Origin of the sequence: Arsukibacterium sp. MJ3 (assembly GCF_000987765.1) — a bacterium.
Taxonomy (GTDB): Bacteria; Pseudomonadota; Gammaproteobacteria; order Enterobacterales; family Alteromonadaceae; genus Alishewanella.
The window spans coordinates 47648-66822 of sequence record NZ_LAHP01000012.1; the positions used below are offsets into that span (position 1 = coordinate 47648).

Consider the following 19175-nt stretch of genomic DNA (forward strand, 5'->3'; position numbering starts at 1 on the left):
TCGATGATTAATTACAGGGTTATGTTGTTTAGTCTCAGTGTTAGCAGTATGGCGTTTAGCGGGCTTGCGCAGGCACAGCAACAAGTACCGGCTGCATCAGCTAAAGCCAGATTGCCAGCGGCTGAAGTACGGGTTGATATAAGCACGACCATCAGTGGTAACCAGCAGCAACCACGCACTTTATATGTGTTGCCATGGCAAGACAGCATTGCCCAGATACGTATTGCGGCGCCAGGTATTATTGTACCCGCAGAAGCTATACAACCGCTGGATCGCCAGCAGTTTCTCCGTTTTATTGAGGCGCAAACGCTTAGCCGTTTGCCCGCCAGTACAGCATCGATTGATCAAAATTAAGAGGGTTACAGCATGGATTTTATAAACAGCATAATGCGATTTTTGCAAGAAGGCGGTTACTTTATTTACCCTATCGCCTTTATTCTCATTCTTGGTATTGCCATTACCATTGAGCGTTGGTGGTTTTTGCGTGGTGTGTATGCGAGCAATAACCGGGCATACCGGGAACTGCAACCGGCGATCGCGGCTGCCGATACTCAAGCTATTTTGCAACTGGCCGAAAGTAAGCAAACGCCACTGGGTTTAATGCTGGCCAGTGGGGTTACCCGCTTGAAATCATCTCATCGGCGTGAAGATATGGAATACGCCATGGAGGAGGTGGTGCTGGAGTATAGTCTGCGTCTGCAAAAACGTACTCCTTTTTTAGCGACTTTGGCTAATGTCGCGACACTTTTGGGGCTGTTGGGAACAATTGTCGGCTTAATTGCCGCTTTCTCGGCTGTAGCGAATGCCGACCCATCAGAAAAGGCCAGTTTACTTTCTTCCAGTATTTCAGTGGCTATGAACACCACCGCTTTTGGCTTAATGACCGCTATTCCGTTGGTGTTTGTGCATGCGCTATTACAAAGCAGAACCGCCAGTATTGTTGATACCATGGAAATGGCGGGTATTAAATTAATGAACAGTATCGGACAACGTTTTACGGGCGGCCGGGATGATCAGAAAGCATAAAATTAGCCAGAACGAGGCTGAACTCGACATTACTTCCTTTATGAATCTGATGATTGTATTGGTACCGGTACTGTTGCTAAGCCTGGTTTTTACCCAAATTAGGGTGCTGAATATTCAATTGCCAGCTGAAACTGAGCAGTTGATGCAGCAAGAGCAGGAAAACCCACAAATTCTGGAGTTAGCATTGCATGCTGATCGATTGCAGTTAAATTATCCTGCCGGCCAGTTATTACGTGTGTTTAAGCATAATGAGCAGGGAGAGCCTGACTTTGCTGCGTTATCGGCGTTTTTGCAAGATTTAAAGCTTACCTGGCAACAGCAGCAAATTACAAAACGCGATATTACTATTTTGGCGCCCGAAACCCTTGAATATCAAACTTTGGTGAGTGCGATGGATACCGTGCGGGCCTTTAAAACGGTGGTGGCCGCATCGGTAGTGGATGCTGAATTATTTCCACTTATTTCGCTGGGTCAGTTGCCGGCAAAGCCAGGCAGCGAGGGGCCAGAATGAAACAGTCATTTCGCGCTAAACGCATGCTTAAGCAAAATAACCGACTGGCGCAGAGTTCTAAGCTAAACCTGGTCGCCCTAATGGATATTTTTACCATTTTGGTATTTTTCCTGATGGTTAACCAGTCTGATGTTGTGGTGTTGCCCAGCAATAAAGAAATGAGTTTACCGCAGTCGGTTTCAGAGCAGTTGCCGCGTGAGCAGGTATTACTCACTGTTACTGCCAATGGCGTGCTACTGCAGGGCAAGCAAGTGTGGCGCGGTGACTGGCAACAAGCACCTGAGGTATGGCAAGAGCCGCTAAGCGAAGCGGTGCAACAGGAATTACGTTATTTGGCCGAGCGCGCTACGCCGTTAACATACGAACAGCAAACGATTGGCCGGCCACTGACTATTTTGGCCGACGCCACCACCTCTTATGCCATACTGCGCCGTTTAATGGCAATGAGTGCCGCAACGGAATATCGCGATGTGTCGTTGGCGGTAGAGCAACGTAGTAAGGCGTTGGAGGCGACGCCATGAGTACACTGACCTGGCAGACAGGACAAGACTGGCAATCGGAAGACCGGTTTTTTAGCAAGGTTGTAGTAACGGGTCTACTGGTATTGCTAGTGTTATCAGTACTGGTCCCCCTTTACAGTGTGCCTGAGCGAAGCCGGCAGCAGCAGGAGCAATTACCGCCGCAGCTGGCGCGGGTTATGCTTGAGCAACGGGAAATTACCCCCCCTGAGCCAATAGAAATTGTTGAACCCGAACCCGAACCTTTACCAGAACCAGAACCAGTGGCTAAACCAGAGCAAAAAGTGGTTGCAGCGAGTCCGGTTACTCAGCAGCAGGCACGCCAACAAGCTGAGCAATCGGGTTTGTTGGCGATGCAAGATGAGCTGGCAGCACTGCGCCAAACGTTTACCATCAACCAACCCGCACCGCAACTGCAAAGAGAAGGCCAGCAACGTGCGGTAGTGAGTGCACCGGACGTTATTGCTAACCCGATGCTTGCTAAAAACGCGGCAAAAGCAGCGGCAGCAGTTAGTGCTGACGTAGACCGGGCAGAATTAGCCCGCGGCGAACGTAGCGCGGTAGCCGAGGGCGAGTTAAGAGGCTTGGCTTCAGCTGCACCAACGTCTACCAGTTCAGGTGCTAAGACAGGCGCGGATGCCAGTAGTCAGGGTGGACGTTCAGAAGCCAGTATTCGTCAAACCTTAGAGGCCAACAAAAGCAGTTTATATACCCTGTATAACCGGGCGCTGCGCGCTAATCCATTACTAAAAGGCAAGGTGGTGTTTGAACTGGTTATTCAACCTGATGGAAGCGTGGCGCAAGTAAATGTTATAGAAAGTGAACTTAATGATGAACGACTGGAGCGGCAGTTACAATTACGCTTACAGGCGGTTAATTTCGGTGCAGCCGAGGTGGCGCCAACCCGTTCGCAGTGGACCATTGCGTTTTTACCCGGCTAAACCGGGCAGGAGAGAAATATGCAAAGCTATATAAAGCCAATGTTAGCACTAAGCTTGCTGGCAGCGTTGTTGCTAAGTAGCGCAGTGTCTGCCGGGCCACTGGAACAAGCAAAAAGATTGCATGACCGGTTGGCCGGTGTGCCGGCTGATACCGCAATGCTGCAACAAATGGCCGATTATATTGCGCTTGGCAATGCGCAGGCCGCAGCCGAGTTAGCCATGCAACATCCGGATTTTTACCGTACCACCTTAAAGTTGTTCGCTACCCCGGCGACCAACCGTGATTTAGACATTTTTGAGCCGCTAAATGATTACAGTGCCACTATTATTGGGTTGGTGCGGGATAATGCTGATTTTCGGCAAATTTTACAAACCGACGTATTGTACGTAGCGGCCGACAGCTTGGGTTTACCTCCTTATGCTGCAGACAATAATGCGCATTATCAGGCACTGGATCAGCAGGGAATTGATTTACAACAATATTTGGAACCGCGTTCGCAAAGCAGTTTGCTGGGTATTCCGGCTGACGCTAGTGCCGGGGTTATGACCAGCCGGGCTGGTGCTAAAGCGTTTTTTTACCTTGGTACTAACCGGGCCATGTTGCGTTTTACCTTAATGAGCCAGTTATGTACGGATTTAGAGCCATTAAAAGATTTGACGACCCCGGCGGATCGGATCCGCCAGGATGTCAGTCGCAGCCCGGGTGGCGATAGCCGGATTTTTCATAACCGTTGCTTAGGCTGTCATGCCGGCATGGACCCATTGGCGCAAGCATTCGCTTTTTACGACTACCAGTTTAGTGATGAAAGTGGCAACAATGGCCGGTTGTTTTATCAACAAACTGGCAGTAGCAACAGCCAGACGGGTAGCCGGGTGCAACCCAAATATCATATCAATGCGGGTAATTTTCCGTTTGGTTATAAAACCGAAGATGATTATTGGCAAAATTACTGGCGGCAAGGCCAGAATCAATCATTAGGCTGGGATAACAGCTTACCAGGCGAGGGGTATGGCGCTAAAAGCTTAGGGCAGGAGTTGGCTCATTCAGTGGCGTTTGCTCAGTGCCAGGTGAAAAAAGCGTTCGAGACCACCTGTTTACGGCCACCAGAAACCTTAGCCGACGTTAATTTGATCCAGCAAACCAGTGAGAGGTTTAGCCAGACTGGCTATAACTTAAAGCAGGTGTTTGCTGACACCGCCACCTATTGTATGGGGGACTAACCATGAGAACGTCGCTACTTATTGTATTAAGCCTGCTGTTGCTGGGCTGTGGGGGCGCAGAAGTTGAGCAGAATACGCCACCGCCAGTGCAAGATAATTCAAATAATTATACGGGATTAGCACCACAAACTGATGATGTTCAACAGTTTAAGCTAAATTTGTGGGATAACCTGGTGGCCGATAACCGTTGTGGCAGTTGCCATCAACAGGGCAATACTGCGCCTTTTTTCGTGCGCCGGGATGATATTAATTTGGCTTATGCCGCAGTATTACCACTGGTGAATTTGGCCGACCCTGCACAGTCGGCACTGGTACGAAAAGTAGCCGGTGGTCATAACTGTTGGTTAAGTAGTAATACCGCTTGTGCAGATACTATTAGCCAGTGGTTGCGCAACTGGGGTGCTAATGCCAATGCTGAGCAGGCTGCCGTGACGCTGGTGGCACCGGTGATCCGCGAACCTGGCGCCAGTAAAGCGCTGCCAGACAGTCCAGGCTTGTTTGCTGCAGAGGTTTATCCGCTGCTCCGTCAGTATTGTGTTAACTGCCATACACCCGATGCCACGGTTGCGCAGGCGCCCTTTTTTGCCAGCACCGATGTAAATGCAGCGTATCAGGTTAGTCGTAATTTAATTAATCTGGACCGGCCAGAGCTATCGCGTTTAGTCGCGAGGCTAGGCGGCGAATTTCATAATTGCTGGTCAGATTGTGCTACTGATGCGGCAACCATGCTCTTGGCGATAAAAGCAATAAGTGATGCCGTGCCGCTGACTGAGCTTGACCCACAACTGGTGCCATCGAAAGGATTACGGTTGGATGATGGTGTTGTGGCCTCAAGTGGCGGCCGTTACGAGAGTCATCAAATTGCCTTTTATCAGTTTAAAGAAGGGCAGGGTAATCAGGCGTTTGATACCTCAGGGGTAGAGCCTGCCGCGAATTTAACCATACAGGGTGATTTTAACTGGCTCACCGGCTGGGGGTTGCAAATAAATTCAGGGCGGGCGCAAGCCAGTACACAAAGCAGTGCCAAACTAGCCCAGTTAGTGGGGGCAACCGGTGAGCTAACTGTTGAAGCCTGGGTAATTCCGGCTAATGTGGTGCAGCAAGGCCCGGCTGCTATTGTTAGTTATGCGGGCAGTGCAATCAGCCGCAACTTTACCCTGGGCCAAAGCCAGTATAATTATGATTTTTTACTGCGCAGCAACAGTAGTAATTTTGCCGGTGTGCCGGCGCTAAGTACTGCCGATGCCGATGAAGTGCTGCAAGCCAGCCTGCAGCATGTGGTGTTAACGCAAGATCCGGTAAACGGCCAGCGGTTGTTTGTTAATGGTGAGGATACCGGCGTGCGTGCGCCTGCTGCTGCCATTTCTAACTGGGATAGTAGTTTTGCCTTGATGCTGGGTAATGAAGCTGATGGTAGCCGGCAATGGCAAGGCAGTGTGCGCCTACTGGCGATTCATAACCGGGCGTTAACGACAGAGCAAATTAGCCAAAACTTCAGTATTGGGGTGGGCCAGAAATTTTATCTGCCTTTCGCTATTGGTCATTTAATTGATTTGCCACAGACCTACATTGTGTTCGAAGTAGCGCAGTTTGATAATTATTCTTACCTGTTTAGCCAGCCCTATCTGATTAATTTAGAGGGTAGTGCCTTGCCCAGCGATCTAACCATTGCCGGCATGGCGTTGGCAATGAATGGCCGGGAATTAAGCGGTGGCCAGGCGTGGATCCGGCAAAGTAGCAGTTTTAGCAGCGGTACATCGCTGGTTGAAGCGCAGCCAATTTCAAACCTGGGTACCATTATTGCTGCAGAATCGGGTGCTGCCAGCGATGAGTTTTTCTTATCGTTTGGCCAAATCGGTCAGTTTAGCAATGTACGTAGCCAGCCCGTTTATGCTGAGCAACAAATTAATGTCGTGAATTCCAGTAGCAGTGATATTGGTATCCGGCCTTTTGCGGCGATTAATGCCAGTATGAGTCAGCTTACTCAGGTATCGCCAACTAACCCGGCTGTTGCCAGTACTTATCAGACCATTACCCGACAGCTACCGGCCTTAAGTAATATTGAAACGTTTATTTCTGCACAGCAAATGGCGATTACCCAGCTGGGGATCGCTTATTGTAACGCCGCCATTAACGATCCGGTACTGCGCAGCCAGTGGTTTCCTGAGCTAAATTTTAATGCCAGCCCGGCTGAGGCGTTAAGTGCTGCCAATCGCAACACGTTAATTAGCCCGTTACTGGCTAGATTTGCACCATTGCAGCCTGCTACAGCAATCAATGATGCCGATGCCAGAGCTGAGCTGAATAATTTGATCGATCGGTTAAGCCAGTGTAACGGTACCTGCGACAGTCAGCGTACGCAAACTATAGCCAAAGCAGCTTGCACTGCGGTGCTCGCCAGCGCCCAGATGCTGGTGTATTAAGGAGCCAACTGATGAAACTAAAACAAGCCTTACACCCAGATGCGCCCTTATTGCATGCCTGCCATAGCAGGCCAGTAAGCCGGCGTGATTTTATTGCCTGTGGCCTTAGTGTCGGCGCCGGTATCTTAACGACAGGCTCGGTATTTAGTTTGTTTGCTAACCCAAGCAAAGCCTTTGCTGATTTATCACCGGATTTGGAACTGTTAAAAAATCAGTGTGGTATTAACGTGGAAGGCGCTGGAAAAATTCCATTTATTTGTTTTGATTTGGCTGGCGGTGCTAATATTGCCGGCTCGAACATCCTGGTAGGCGGTGCTGGTGGTCAACTTGATTTCTTATCTACCCAGGGCTATAGCAAGCTTGGCTTGCCCGCCGATATGGTGCCAACGGCCGTCAATGCCGCTAATCCGGCAGGGGGCTTTGTTAACGATCAGTTAGGTTTAGCCTTTCACAGTGACTCGCAAATGCTGGCCGGTATTTTAGAGCGAACCAGTATGGCCACGCAGGCTATGACCAATGGTGCGGTAATGCCGTCACGCTCTGAAAACGACACCGGTAATAACCCGCATAACCCGATGTATGCCATTGCTAAAGCAGGTGCAAGTGGCTCATTAATGCCATTAATTGGATCACGTAACTCCGACTCGGGTGCCAATTCTATGAGCCCGGCTGAGTTCTATAATTCAGAGTGGCGGCCGACTAAAATTGACCGGCCCAGCGATGTTACCGGTTTGGTCGATGTTGGCGATTTATTTGGTTTGCTCGATCAAAATGATGCTGTGGCAGTGATGGAATCTATTCAGCGCTTAAGCGATCGAAAATTAGCCCGGGTAAGCACGGGTGTTACCCGCGATGAAGTGATTAAAGAACTGGTTAGTTGTGGCTATGTAAAAAGTGCTGATTTAGCCGATCGTTTTGGTAACCCGGCAACACTAGACCCCGCCGCCGATGCTGATATTGTTGGTGATGGCGGTATTTTTAGTAGCGCTGAGTTTAACGGCGATGCCGAGTTTCGAAAAACCGCATCAGTTATGAAGCTGGTAGTGAATGGTTTTGCTGGTGCGGGTACCGTGACCATTGGCGGTTATGATTATCATACCGGTGAGCGTGGAACCGGTGAGCTAAGAGACTTACGTGCCGGGCGCTGTATTGGTGCCTGCTTAGAGTATGCAGCAAGGCGTAATCAGCCACTAATGATATATTTGTACTCAGATGGCTCGGTAAGTAGTAATGGCCGGATTGACGACAGTGTCAATGGCCGAGGCAAAGGCGAGTGGACCGGCGATAGCTCATCTACGGCAGCGTCGGCCATATTGGTGTATAACCCGAATGGCCGGCCGGCGCTACTAGGTGGTAGTGCGGCTGAGAAAGCCCGACATCAGCAAATTGGCTTTATGCGTCCGGATGCCTCGGTTGAAACGGGATCATCAATGGCGGCCAATAATGTGAATTTACTGGTGCAAACTGTGCTGTTAAATTATCTGGCATTGCATGGTGAGCAAGGCCGGCTGGCTGAGGTAGCGCCGTTTAATGGCTTAGGTAATGCCGCCAGCCAGGACCGATTAACGGCTTTTGCGCCTATTGTTTAAAGTAGCGGTATATTACAAATGTGGCTCTGGCGGTGGCACATTAAGCTCGCTATCACGTTGTTGATAGCGGCTAACAATGTTACTAAGCTCGCCTGAGCGATGTAACTGCTGCCAGGCGTTAGCGAGTTGCCCGAGTTGCTCGGTTGAGAGCGTAGCTTTATTAAAACCAAAATAGACCGGCCCTTGGTGAACTTCCAGTAGCGGTTGAAAACGACCTGCTGTGCTGGTTTTGTCTGCTTGCCAATAACGCAATACAGATAAATCTTCCAATACGGCATTAACTCTACCTGCTTTGAGTAACGCCATTTTATCCAGGTTGTTGCCAATATAAACCAGCTGTCGGCGTAGTCCGGCTTGAGCCTGTAGTGTGGCAAAATGTTCACCATAATAGGCGCCATCCAGCATGGCAATATCGGTTAAATCCACGTCTTGGGTAAGTTGCTCTAGTGAGGTTACTGCAGGTATGGCTGCTGGATCGGCAACCAGATAAATATGTTCCAGATGATGCGGGCCAATAAAAGCAAAACGTTGTTGCCGCTCAGGGCTGAACGTAAGGTGGCTGATGACATCCAGCTTGCCTTGTGCAATCAGGCGCATTGACCGGCGCCACGGGCTTTCAATTAAGATTACTTCGCAGCCCACTTCAACAGCAAGGCGTTGCATTAGCTCAACACTGAGGCCACTCCAACCATTTTTAGTTTTAATAATATGCGGTGGAAAGTGAGTTTCTATACCAAGGCTAAGGGTACAACTAGCGGCGTGCGACAAGCTGGAGATTAACAGCAATGTCAGCATCGTGGCTTTTAAGAGAATGTTATACATTGCATTTCCATCTATAATGTAAACTCTGGTTGCTTACTTTATAAGCTATTCTCAAGTATAGAATGAATTTCTACATTAACCTATCAGTAATTTAGAGGTTGCTTTACTGCGCCAGGCCCGATGAAAAATACAACTGGTGTTCGCTACTAATAAATATTGCTTCAAATTCCGGTTGTTGCTCAATAAAGGCCATGCCGCGCGCCAGCCCCATTACAAATAAGGTAGTAGACATGGCATCAGTTCGGGTGGCGTCGGGTCCCAGTACCGTTACGCTCATAAGCCCTGAGGGGCTTTGGCCGCTTTTTGGGTCTAAAATATGATGATAGCGCACACCATCTTCAATAAAAAACCGCTCGTAATCACCAGAAGTACTAATAGCACTGTCGCTCAGTGGCAGCTGCGCTACGATGCCATCGGCTTTACGCGGGTGTTTAATCGCCACCAACCACGGGCGGCCCCGTTTGTCACCGAGCAGGCGGGTGTCACCCCCGGCAGTAACCAGCGCATGCTTAATGCCAGCCTTAGCCAGTAAACCAATGGCTTGCTCTACCGCATAGCCTTTGGCAATGCCGCCTAAATCAATTTTTACACCCTGTTGCGTAAACCTAACCTGATTGTTAGCTAATAACGTAATCAGTCGGTAGTTAATTAACGGCTGTTGGCTGGATAACTCAGCGGCGCTGGGTTTAATGTGTTGCCGGTAGTCGTAGCTAAACCCAACAGACGCAAAGCTAATATCAAAGGCACCATCGCTAAGGCCTGCCAGCTGCTCAGCTTGTTGTAACAACTGGTAAAACTCAGCACCTACCGTTACCGGGTTAGTCGCTGCATCGCGGTTTACCTGGCTAAGTTCGCTACTGGCAATATAGGGGCTCATTAGCTGGTTTATGCGCTCAAACTCGCTTTGCACATCCGTTAACAATGTTTTGCCCTGGCTGGCATCTTCAGCCCACAACTCAACGTAAGCCTGGGTGCCCATGGTTTGAAATGGCAGCCGATACCACTGTGCGTAAGCGGGTGCCGGAAAAAGCAGCACAGAAGCGCTTAACACATAGAATAACCATTGCAGACGAATGAATAACAGGCGCATTAATGTGTCCATTAAGCTGGAGAATATGAATAGCCATTGTTACAGAGGTTGCCGTGTTACTCAATGTTAGCGCTTAACAAAAACCGATGAGCAGCAGCGTAATGTGCTGACAATGCTAAAATCACTCTGACCCATTTTAATATTTTAGCAACCGATTTACGTATGCACGAAACTGTTAGCCGTTGCTTTATTTGGCCATCTAGGCGTATAGAAGTTGACATTGCCGTGGGTTTTGCGCAAAGTACCAGCTATGTTAGTTAATCGGGTGTAGCTATGCCTATTAAAGTGATCGATCAACTCCCGGCGGTGGCAGCGCTGTCGGCAGAAAATGTGTTTATAATGACCGAAAGCCGGGCACAGTCGCAAGATATCCGGCCGATGAAAATTGCTATTTTAAATTTAATGCCGAACAAGATTACCACTGAAATACAGCTATTGCGTTTACTGGCCAACAGCCCGTTGCAAGTGGATATTGATTTGCTGCGGATTGATGATCATATTAGTAAAAATACCCCGCCTAACCATTTAAACTGTTTTTATCGCTATTTTTCAGACGTACAGCAGCAAAAGTACGATGGTTTAATTATTACCGGGGCGCCATTAGGCTTAGTCGATTACGAAGACGTGACCTATTGGGCGCAATTTGGCGATATTTTACGTTGGGCCGATAATAACGTTACGTCTACGTTGTTTTTATGTTGGGCCGCTCATGCGGCGCTGTATCAATACTATGGTTTACAACGTGAAGTACGTGGCGAAAAGTTGTCGGGTGTTTACTGGCAGCAAGTGAGTCAGCCATTAAGTCCGTTGGTGCGCGGTTTTGATGATGAATTTTTAGTGCCGCACTCACGTTATGCCCAGGTACCAAAGCAAAAATACCAGCAGCATAATGAGCTGCATATTCTGGCTGAAGCTGACGTAACCGGTGCATATTTACTGCAAAATAGTAGTGGCAGCCGAGTATTTGTTACCGGCCACCCGGAATACGACGTCAGTACGCTGGATGAAGAATATCAACGTGATATCGCCTCTGGCGCAGAGCCTAAGTTACCGGAAAACTATTACCGAAATGACAATCCGTTGCAAGGACCACAAAAGCGCTGGCAAAGTCATGCCTTTTTACTGTTTAGTAACTGGCTAAACTATTATGTGTATCAGGCCACACCATTTGAGCTAAGCGAAATTGGCCGTTCAGCTTAAACTACAGCATTAGTAAATGGGAATTTTATGACAGCAAGATTAACCCCCGCTCATTTTCGTAACCTACTTGACCAACGTATTTTTGTGCTGGATGGTGCAATGGGCACCATGATCCAGCAACATCGGCTGGAAGAAGCGGATTACCGCGGTAGTGAATTTGCCAACTGGGCCAGTGATGTTAAAGGCAATAACGATTTACTGGTATTAAGCCAACCAGACTTGATTGCCGATATTCATCGACAATACCTGCTGGCGGGTGCTGATATTATCGAGACCAACAGTTTCAATGCCACCAGTATTGCCATGGCAGACTACCAGATGGCCGGTTTGTCAGCTCGCATTAACCGTGAAGCTGCTGCACTGGCCCGCAAGGTGTGTGACGAAGTAACCCAGCTTGAGCCGCACAAGCCGCGTTTTGTGGCTGGCGTGCTGGGGCCGACTAATCGCACTGCGTCAATATCGCCTGATGTTAACGATCCGGGGTTTCGCAATGTCAGTTTTGACCAGTTAGTCGAGGCGTATGCCGAGTCTACGCATGCGCTAATAGAAGGCGGTGCCGATATTATTATGCTGGAAACTATTTTTGATACCCTAAACGCCAAAGCTGCAGCGTTTGCGGTACTTAAAGTGTTTGATGAAGTGGGCTTTAAGCTGCCGGTAATGATTTCCGGCACTATTACTGATGCGTCTGGCCGCACCTTATCTGGGCAGACTACCGAGGCGTTTTATCATAGCCTGGCCCATGTTGAGCCAGTGTGTTTTGGCCTTAACTGCGCCCTTGGTCCTGATTTACTGCGCCCTTATGTTGAAACCTTGTCAGGGTTAGCAGCAGGTTATGTTTCAGTGCATCCTAATGCCGGGTTACCGAATGAATTTGGTGAATATGATTTAGGCGCCGAGGAAATGGCCGCTGAAATTGCCGATTGGGCACAGCAGGGGTTTTTAAATATTGTTGGTGGTTGTTGTGGCACTACGCCCGAACATATTAAAGCCATTGCTGAAGCGGTAAAGCAGGCCGCGCCGCGCCGGCCAAAAGCGGCTGATCATAGTTTTCATTTAGCTGGCCTTGAAGCCTTTTCAGTGGAGTGGTAATGCGACAACAGGCCCGATTTATTAACATAGGCGAGCGGACGAATGTTACCGGCTCGGCCCGGTTTAAAAAACTGATTTTAAACGGTGACTTTGAAGCGGCGCTTGATGTTGCCAGGCAGCAAGTAGAAAACGGCGCACAAATCATTGACATCAACATGGACGAGGCCATGCTCGATAGCAAAGCGGCTATGGTACGTTATTTGTCTTTATTAGCGTCGGAGCCGGATATTTCGCGGGTACCTATCATGGTCGACTCGTCGAAATGGGAGGTAATTGAAGCGGCGTTAAAGTGTATTCAAGGCAAGGCGGTGGTGAATTCTATCTCGTTAAAAGAAGGCGAGGTGCCGTTTTTACACCAGGCGCGTTTACTGCGCCGTTATGGTGCGGCAGTAGTGGTCATGGCTTTTGATGAAAAAGGCCAGGCCGATACGAAAGCCCGCAAAGTAGCAATATGCCAGCGCGCGTATAAAATACTGACTGAGCAGATTGGTTTTCCGCCTGAAGATATTATTTTCGATCCGAATATCTTTGCCGTGGCCACCGGTATTGAAGAGCACAACAATTACGCGGTAGATTTTATTGAAGCGACCCGCGATATAAAACGGTTATGCCCGCACGCAAAAATTTCCGGTGGTGTTTCCAATGTCTCGTTCTCGTTTCGCGGCAATGACGCGGTGCGCGAAGCCATACATTCGGTATTTTTATACCATGCTATTGGCGCCGGTATGGATATGGGTATTGTGAACGCTGGCCAGTTAACGGTGTACGACGATATACCCGCGTTATTAAAAGAGCGGGTAGAAGACGTGATCTTAAACCGGCGCGACGATGCTACCGAACGTTTGCTGGAGGTTGCCGCACAGTTTAAAGGTGATGGTAGCGTAGCCGAGAAAGTTGATGATGTCTGGCGCAGCCTGCCGGTTAACAAGCGGCTGGAGCATGCCTTAGTAAAAGGCATTACTGATTTTATAGAACTGGATACTGAAGAAGCGCGCCAACAAGCCGAAAAGCCATTACATGTGATTGAAGGGCCGTTAATGGACGGCATGAATGTGGTTGGCGATTTATTTGGTGAAGGCAAAATGTTTCTGCCACAAGTGGTGAAATCGGCCAGAGTAATGAAAAAGGCGGTTGCTTTCTTGCAACCGTTTATCGAGCTGGAAAAAGGCGGTGGTCGCGCACAGGGTAAGGTGCTACTGGCGACAGTTAAGGGGGATGTACACGATATCGGCAAAAATATTGTCGGTGTAGTGCTGCAATGTAATAACTTTGAAGTGATCGACTTAGGCGTAATGGTGCCTTGTGCTGAATTGCTTCGGGTAGCCAAAGAGCGTGATGTTGACGTCATTGGCCTTTCTGGCCTTATTACTCCGTCGCTGGATGAAATGGTGCATGTAGCAAAAGAAATGACCCGCTTAGGCTTTACTCAGCCGTTATTAATTGGTGGCGCGACCACCTCTAAAGCACATACTGCAGTAAAAATAGAACCTAATTATGTTCATGGTGTCGTGTATGTGCCGAATGCCTCACGCAGTGTTTCTGTAGTGCAATCGTTAATTACCCCGGACAATAAAACCGAGTATTTAGCACGTATAAAAAATGAATATGTAGTCGCGCGTGAGCAGCATGCCCGTGCCAGACCCGGTGAAAAACTGCTTAGCCTGAATGAAGCAACAGCAAACAAATTTCAACTGGATTTAAGCAAAGTGGCACCGGCGCCACAGCAGCCAGGCGTGCACCTTTGGCCTGACGTCGATTTAACGCTGTTACGCGATTATATCGACTGGACACCGTTCTTTTTAACCTGGCAGTTATCGGGTAAATATCCGGCCATTTTAAATCATGCTGAAGTGGGCATGGAAGCAAGACGGGTGTTTAAAGATGCCAATGCTATTCTCGATAGCATGATTAACGACGGCCATGTTAAAGGTAAAGCGGTATTTGGATTATTTCCGGCCAACAGTGACGGTGAAGATATTATTGTTTATACCGATGAGACCCGCAGCACGGAAAAAGTCAGGCTTTATAATTTACGCCAGCAGTTAAAACTGCGTAATAACGCGCCCAATTGCAGTCTGGCAGATTTTATTGCTCCGGTAAGCAGTGGCATAAAAGACTACATTGGCGGTTTTGCGGTAAGTACAGGTTTTGGTGCTGACGAATTTGCCGCTAAATTTGCTGCAGAGCACGATGACTACAACAGCATTATGGTTAAAGCCTTAGCTGATCGTTTGGCTGAGGCGCTAGCCGAGTATTTGCACCTAAAGGTGCGGCGGGAGTACTGGGGCTATGCCAAAGACGAAATGCTTGATAATCAGCAGCTTATTCGAGAACTATACCAGGGTATTCGGCCGGCGCCGGGGTATCCTGCTTGCCCGGAACACACTGAAAAAGGCACCTTATGGCAATTGCTTGATGTGGCTGCGCAAACGGGCATCGAGCTTACCGAAAGCTATGCCATGTGGCCGGGCGCAGCGGTCAGCGGTTGGTACTTTGGCCATCCCGACAGCAAGTATTTTGCGGTAAGTAAAATAGGGGATGACCAACTAAAAGACTATGCATTAAAAAAAGGTTGGAACCAGCAACAAGCTGAAAGTTGGCTGGCTCCCAATATACGCTGAGTAAGCCTGCCAGACTGGCCATTAGCCAGATTTTGTTAGATGACTAACGAAGTTTGGCAACAGCTCTCTTATTTTTAGCTGTTTTGCAGTATGATAACGGCCTTTAGCCGCAGCCTTTGCTGGGGCGTCAGCGAGAGGTTAGTGTGGAGAAGCCGTTTCAACTGAAACTGATTATCAGACGGGTTGCGGTCAGCGCATCAATGCAATGGTTAAAAGATGCCTGGCAATTAATTAAACAAGCACCGATGGTGTTAATCCCGATGTTCTTATTGACGGTGGCTATTGCTGTGTTGCTGGCTCAACATCAACTGACCGCTATAGTGGGAGTGTTTCTAAGCCCGTTTTTCACGGCGGGGTTTTATAAAACCGTAGTGGGTGCGCAGCAGCAACAAGACATTTCGATTGACTGGTTGTTTAAACCCTTAATGGAACCAGCTTGCCGTCGAATTTTAATCATTATTGCCGCACTTAATTATTTATTGACCACGCCATTATTGAGTTTTCATCAACACCTTTACCAAACTATGAAAGACGCGTCAGCGGCCAATGTGCCATTAGACAGCACTGTGGTGTTGCAGCTGGTGCTACTGGTCGCGTTATTTGCTTTGGTATTTATGTTGTTTGCTTATGCGGTAGCCATTGCTTATTTTTTAAAAGAGCAGCGCTTAGTCGTGATCCTGCAGTCGAGCTTTATTGCCTGCTGGCGAAATGTTGCTGCGCTACTGCTGTTTAGCTTATTGAGTTTTGCTTTGGTAGCGCTAACTATTCCCACCTTATTTATTGGCTTAATTGTAGTGTTACCATTACTGAATATCGCCTTTTTTATGTCTTTTAATGATGTGTTTGCATTGCAGGTTAAAACCACCAATGATGGTGTGTTAGAGGTATAGCATGGCGGAAATAGCTGAGCTGAAGAAAAACGCATTAAACTGGCTAAGCCGGCGCGACTACAGCGAGGCACAGCTGAGCCAGAAATTGCGTCAGAAAGGGGCATTGCCTGAGCAACTGACAGAGGTTATTGGGTGGTGCAAAGCGCAACAGTACCTCGATGAAAGCCGTTTTCTAACGATGTTAGTGCGCAACCGGGCCCGTCAAGGCTATGGCTATAATTACTTATTGCAAGAATGCCGGGCGCAAAAAATTAGCGCCGAGCAGTTAACCCAGTGTATTAATACACTGGCAATTGATTGGTGGGCATTGGCAATGCTTGCTTATCAGAAAAAGTATGCTGACAGCCCAATATGCGATTACAAAGACAAAACAAAGCGGATGGCCTTTTTGCAGCGTCGTGGTTTTACCGGCGAGCAAATTAAGGCGGTCTTTATCGAATTAACGAATCAACTTAACCCCACAGGATAGTTTCATGACGATGACTTCGGCCAACATCAGGCAGGCTTTTTTTGATTATTTCGCCAGTAAACAGCACCAACTGGTTGCCAGTAGCTCACTTATTCCTGGTAATGATGCCACCTTATTGTTTACCAATGCCGGCATGGTGCAGTTTAAAGATGTATTTTTGGGGCAGGATCAGCGCAGTTACAGCCGGGCCGTGTCGGCACAACGTTGTGTGCGGGCTGGCGGTAAACATAACGATCTGGAGAATGTTGGTTATACCGCGCGTCATCATACTTTTTTTGAAATGCTCGGTAACTTTAGTTTCGGCGATTACTTTAAACGTGAAGCTATTGGTTATGCCTGGCAGTTTTTAACCGAAGTAGCAAAACTACCCAAGGAAAAGTTGTTGGTCACGGTGTATGCCACTGATGATGAAGCCTTTGATATCTGGTTGAACGAGATTGGCGTGCCAGCTGAACGCATTGTGCGCATTGGAGACAATAAAGGAGCGCCCTATGCGTCAGATAATTTCTGGGCCATGGGCGATACCGGCCCTTGCGGCCCTTGTACCGAGATATTTTACGATCATGGCGATCATATTTGGGGTGGGCCACCGGGTTCGCCAGAAGAAGATGGCGATCGCTTTATCGAAATTTGGAATATCGTTTTTATGCAGTTTAATCGCCAGGCAAATGGCGACATGCAGCCACTGGCCAAACCCAGTATTGATACCGGCATGGGGCTGGAACGCATTGCCGCTATTTTGCAGGGTGTACACAGTAATTACGAAATTGACATTTTTGCTGCGTTAATTAAAGCGGCTGCCCACATCACCGGGGCCAGCGACTTAACGGATAAATCGTTGCGGGTTGTGGCCGATCATATCCGCAGTTGTGCCTTCCTGATTGTTGACGGTGTGTTGCCAGCAAACGAAGGACGCGGCTATGTGTTACGCCGGATCACCCGCCGGGCCGTGCGTCATGGCAATAAGTTGGGTGCTAAGGGCGCGTTTTTTTATCAGTTGGTTAGTGCGTTAGTGGCGCAGATGGGCGAAGCCTACCCGGAGCTTGTTGAAAAACAAGCGATAATTGAAAAAGTATTGCGGCTTGAAGAAGAACAATTTGGTAAAACATTAGAGCGTGGCCTAACCATTTTAGATGATGAGTTAGCAGGATTAACCGGCAGCGTGGTGCCGGGTGATTTGGTCTTCAAACTGTATGACACCTATGGTTTTCCGGTTGATTTAACCAACGATGTCGCCCGCGAGCGTAACTTGACTATTGATCAGCTTGGTTTTGATGCCGCCATGGCAGCGCAGCGCAAACGGGCGCAGCAGGCGTCACATTTTGGTGCCGATTATAATGCAGCGCTCAGTTCAACCCAGCACACGGTGTTCAGTGGTTATGAGCATGAGTTTGGCAATGCCACTGTGGTTGAAATTATTATTGACGGTAAAGCCGTAAACCAATTAGCTGACGGTGAGTACGGTTTAATCGTGCTGAATGAAACTCCTTTTTACGCGGAGTCGGGCGGCCAGCTAGGTGATACCGGTAAGCTGGTATTGGCCGATGGCGGCGAGTTTGTAGTGGAAGATACCATTAAGCTAGTTAAAGCTTTTGCCCATAAAGGCCGGTTAAACGGCACTGTAAAAGTGGGCGATAAGGTTGCAGCACAAATTAACAGTGTGCGCCGTGCGGCTATTAAACAAAACCACTCGGCAACGCACTTATTGCACGCGGCACTTCGGCAGATCCTGGGCGAGCATGTTACCCAGAAAGGCTCGTTAGTGGGGCCAGAACGTTTACGTTTTGACTTTAATCACTTTGAGGCCGTTAAGCCTGAAGAGCTTCGGCAGATTGAGCAGGTGGTGAATCAGCAAATACAGGAAAACCATTTGCTGCAAACCCGGGTAATGCCAATAGAGCAAGCTAAAGCGGCTGGCGCGATGGCCTTGTTTGGTGAAAAGTACGATGAGCAGGTTCGGGTGCTGTCTATGGGTAACTTTTCTACTGAGCTTTGTGGTGGTACTCATGTTAGTCGAACCGGTGATATTGGCTTGGTCAAAATTGTTGCGGAGGCCGGTATTGCTGCGGGTGTTCGACGGATTGAAGCGGTTAGTGGCTCAGCCGCATTGCAGTATATCCAGCAGCTGGAACAGCAGGCATCGCAGGCTGCCGCTTTATTAAAAGGCGACTTGTTTAGTTTGGCAGATAAAGTGCAGCAAACACTGGATAAAAACCGCAGCCTGGAAAAAGATATTGAACAGTTAAAAACTAAAATGGCCAGTCACGCAGGTGCTTCATTGGAAAGCCAGGTTCAGCGTATTGCCGGGGTAAACGTACTGATTACGGCGCTTGAGCAAGCTGATCCAAAAAGTTTAAGAATTTTACTGGACGAGCTGAAAAATAAGCTGGGTTCGGCGGTAATCCTGCTGGCAACGGTGAATGATGCTAAAGTAAGTCTAATAGCCGGAGTAAGTAATGACTTAACGGCCAGAGTACATGCCGGTCAGCTTGTCGCCTGGGCAGCTGAACAGCTTGGTGGTAAAGGTGGCGGCAGGCCTGATATGGCTCAGGCAGGCGGCACTGACGCCGCAGCGTTACCTAGCGTGTTAAGTGCGGCCCACGACTATATCAGTAATAAGCTAAACTGCTGATCGTTGCAAAGCGTTCGGCCGTAGTTTGTGCACTATGCCCGGTAACGGCCTGGTGCCATTTATAAATATCAGTTGTCAGCTTTCCAAGCAGGGGCAAGCTGAGTTACTATACGGCGTTTTATCGAAATAA

Annotated in this window: 16 protein-coding genes; 14 read left to right on the forward strand and 2 right to left on the reverse strand. The window is 48.5% G+C overall.

The genetic code is table 11. The features are described 5' to 3' along the window. Positions 1 to 3 precede the first annotated feature (3 nt). From VT06_RS10350 to VT06_RS10385, 8 genes are read left to right on the forward strand one after another with little or no spacing between them, the layout of a single operon-like run. Positions 4 to 354, forward strand: a complete 351-nt coding sequence (locus VT06_RS10350) for a hypothetical protein (protein ID WP_046554231.1) — start codon at positions 4 to 6, stop codon at positions 352 to 354. A 12-nt stretch (positions 355 to 366) separates the two neighbouring features. Then, entirely contained in the window at positions 367 to 1026 is a 660-nt protein-coding gene (locus tag VT06_RS10355) for a MotA/TolQ/ExbB proton channel family protein (protein ID WP_082122497.1), read from the forward strand. Continuing rightward, positions 1010 to 1537 (forward strand): biopolymer transporter ExbD, encoded by a 528-nt coding sequence (locus VT06_RS10360; protein ID WP_046554232.1) that lies wholly within the window; start codon positions 1010 to 1012, stop codon positions 1535 to 1537. Before VT06_RS10355 ends, VT06_RS10360 begins: the two co-directional genes overlap by 17 nt. Next, positions 1534 to 2058: a biopolymer transporter ExbD gene (locus tag VT06_RS10365; RefSeq protein WP_046554233.1), complete on the forward strand. Its 525-nt coding sequence runs from the start codon at positions 1534 to 1536 to the stop codon at positions 2056 to 2058. The genes VT06_RS10360 and VT06_RS10365 overlap by 4 nt, the downstream gene beginning before the upstream one ends. Further along, positions 2055 to 2996, forward strand: a complete 942-nt coding sequence (locus VT06_RS10370; RefSeq protein WP_046554234.1) for an AgmX/PglI C-terminal domain-containing protein — start codon at positions 2055 to 2057, stop codon at positions 2994 to 2996. Before VT06_RS10365 ends, VT06_RS10370 begins: the two co-directional genes overlap by 4 nt. An 18-nt stretch (positions 2997 to 3014) precedes the next feature. Next, complete coding sequence (locus VT06_RS10375; RefSeq protein ID WP_046554235.1) at positions 3015 to 4217, forward strand: hypothetical protein; 1203 nt, start codon at positions 3015 to 3017, stop codon at positions 4215 to 4217. 2 nt (positions 4218 to 4219) lie between these two features. Then, positions 4220 to 6640: a LamG domain-containing protein gene (locus VT06_RS10380; protein WP_046554236.1), complete on the forward strand. Its 2421-nt coding sequence runs from the start codon at positions 4220 to 4222 to the stop codon at positions 6638 to 6640. An 11-nt stretch (positions 6641 to 6651) separates the two neighbouring features. Next, entirely contained in the window at positions 6652 to 8229 is a 1578-nt protein-coding gene (locus VT06_RS10385) for a hypothetical protein (RefSeq protein WP_046554237.1), read from the forward strand. A 12-nt stretch (positions 8230 to 8241) separates the two neighbouring features. Here VT06_RS10385 and VT06_RS10390 read toward each other — a convergent pair whose 3' ends face one another. Beyond that, positions 8242 to 9051 (reverse strand): ABC transporter substrate-binding protein, encoded by an 810-nt coding sequence (locus VT06_RS10390; protein ID WP_046554238.1) that lies wholly within the window; start codon positions 9049 to 9051, stop codon positions 8242 to 8244. Positions 9052 to 9154: 103 nt separating this feature from the next. After that, positions 9155 to 10141 (reverse strand): FAD:protein FMN transferase, encoded by a 987-nt coding sequence (locus tag VT06_RS10395; protein ID WP_052750228.1) that lies wholly within the window; start codon positions 10139 to 10141, stop codon positions 9155 to 9157. A 273-nt stretch (positions 10142 to 10414) separates the two neighbouring features. Between VT06_RS10395 and metA the strand changes: the two genes are divergently transcribed. The 6 genes from metA (at position 10415) to alaS (ending at position 19045) form a co-directional block, all read left to right on the forward strand. Then, complete coding sequence (gene metA / locus VT06_RS10400; protein ID WP_046554239.1) at positions 10415 to 11341, forward strand: homoserine O-succinyltransferase; 927 nt, start codon at positions 10415 to 10417, stop codon at positions 11339 to 11341. Positions 11342 to 11368: 27 nt separating this feature from the next. After that, positions 11369 to 12433 (forward strand): homocysteine S-methyltransferase family protein, encoded by a 1065-nt coding sequence (locus tag VT06_RS18850; RefSeq protein WP_046554240.1) that lies wholly within the window; start codon positions 11369 to 11371, stop codon positions 12431 to 12433. Then, the gene (gene metH, locus VT06_RS10410) at positions 12433 to 15054 is read left to right on the forward strand and encodes a methionine synthase (RefSeq protein ID WP_046554241.1); all 2622 of its coding nucleotides are present in this window, start codon (positions 12433 to 12435) and stop codon (positions 15052 to 15054) included. Before VT06_RS18850 ends, metH begins: the two co-directional genes overlap by 1 nt. Positions 15055 to 15197: 143 nt before the next feature. Beyond that, the gene (locus tag VT06_RS10415; RefSeq protein WP_046554242.1) at positions 15198 to 15944 is read left to right on the forward strand and encodes a hypothetical protein; all 747 of its coding nucleotides are present in this window, start codon (positions 15198 to 15200) and stop codon (positions 15942 to 15944) included. 1 nt (position 15945) lies between these two features. After that, positions 15946 to 16413, forward strand: a complete 468-nt coding sequence (locus VT06_RS10420) for a regulatory protein RecX (RefSeq protein ID WP_046554243.1) — start codon at positions 15946 to 15948, stop codon at positions 16411 to 16413. 10 nt (positions 16414 to 16423) lie between these two features. Further along, a complete protein-coding gene (alaS, locus tag VT06_RS10425; RefSeq protein ID WP_369796904.1) occupies positions 16424 to 19045 on the forward strand; it encodes an alanine--tRNA ligase in 2622 nt (873 codons plus the stop codon). Positions 19046 to 19175 lie beyond the last annotated feature (130 nt).

Excerpts from the sequence above, each read along its gene's own strand:
- alaS (WP_369796904.1), top strand. The coding sequence starts at position 16,424 with ATGACTTCGGCCAACATCAGGCAGGCTTTTTTTGATTATTTCGCCAGT.
- VT06_RS10380 (WP_046554236.1), top strand. The coding sequence starts at position 4,220 with ATGAGAACGTCGCTACTTATTGTATTAAGCCTGCTGTTGCTGGGCTGT.
- VT06_RS10360 (WP_046554232.1), top strand. The coding sequence starts at position 1,010 with ATGATCAGAAAGCATAAAATTAGCCAGAACGAGGCTGAACTCGACATT.
- VT06_RS10395 (WP_052750228.1), bottom strand. The coding sequence starts at position 10,141 with ATGCGCCTGTTATTCATTCGTCTGCAATGGTTATTCTATGTGTTAAGC.
- VT06_RS10350 (WP_046554231.1), top strand. The coding sequence starts at position 4 with ATGATTAATTACAGGGTTATGTTGTTTAGTCTCAGTGTTAGCAGTATG.
- VT06_RS10370 (WP_046554234.1), top strand. The coding sequence starts at position 2,055 with ATGAGTACACTGACCTGGCAGACAGGACAAGACTGGCAATCGGAAGAC.
- VT06_RS10375 (WP_046554235.1), top strand. The coding sequence starts at position 3,015 with ATGCAAAGCTATATAAAGCCAATGTTAGCACTAAGCTTGCTGGCAGCG.
- VT06_RS10385 (WP_046554237.1), top strand. The coding sequence starts at position 6,652 with ATGAAACTAAAACAAGCCTTACACCCAGATGCGCCCTTATTGCATGCC.
- metA (WP_046554239.1), top strand. The coding sequence starts at position 10,415 with ATGCCTATTAAAGTGATCGATCAACTCCCGGCGGTGGCAGCGCTGTCG.
- VT06_RS10420 (WP_046554243.1), top strand. The coding sequence starts at position 15,946 with ATGGCGGAAATAGCTGAGCTGAAGAAAAACGCATTAAACTGGCTAAGC.
- VT06_RS18850 (WP_046554240.1), top strand. The coding sequence starts at position 11,369 with ATGACAGCAAGATTAACCCCCGCTCATTTTCGTAACCTACTTGACCAA.
- VT06_RS10390 (WP_046554238.1), bottom strand. The coding sequence starts at position 9,051 with ATGTATAACATTCTCTTAAAAGCCACGATGCTGACATTGCTGTTAATC.
- metH (WP_046554241.1), top strand. The coding sequence starts at position 12,433 with ATGCGACAACAGGCCCGATTTATTAACATAGGCGAGCGGACGAATGTT.
- VT06_RS10365 (WP_046554233.1), top strand. The coding sequence starts at position 1,534 with ATGAAACAGTCATTTCGCGCTAAACGCATGCTTAAGCAAAATAACCGA.
- VT06_RS10355 (WP_082122497.1), top strand. The coding sequence starts at position 367 with ATGGATTTTATAAACAGCATAATGCGATTTTTGCAAGAAGGCGGTTAC.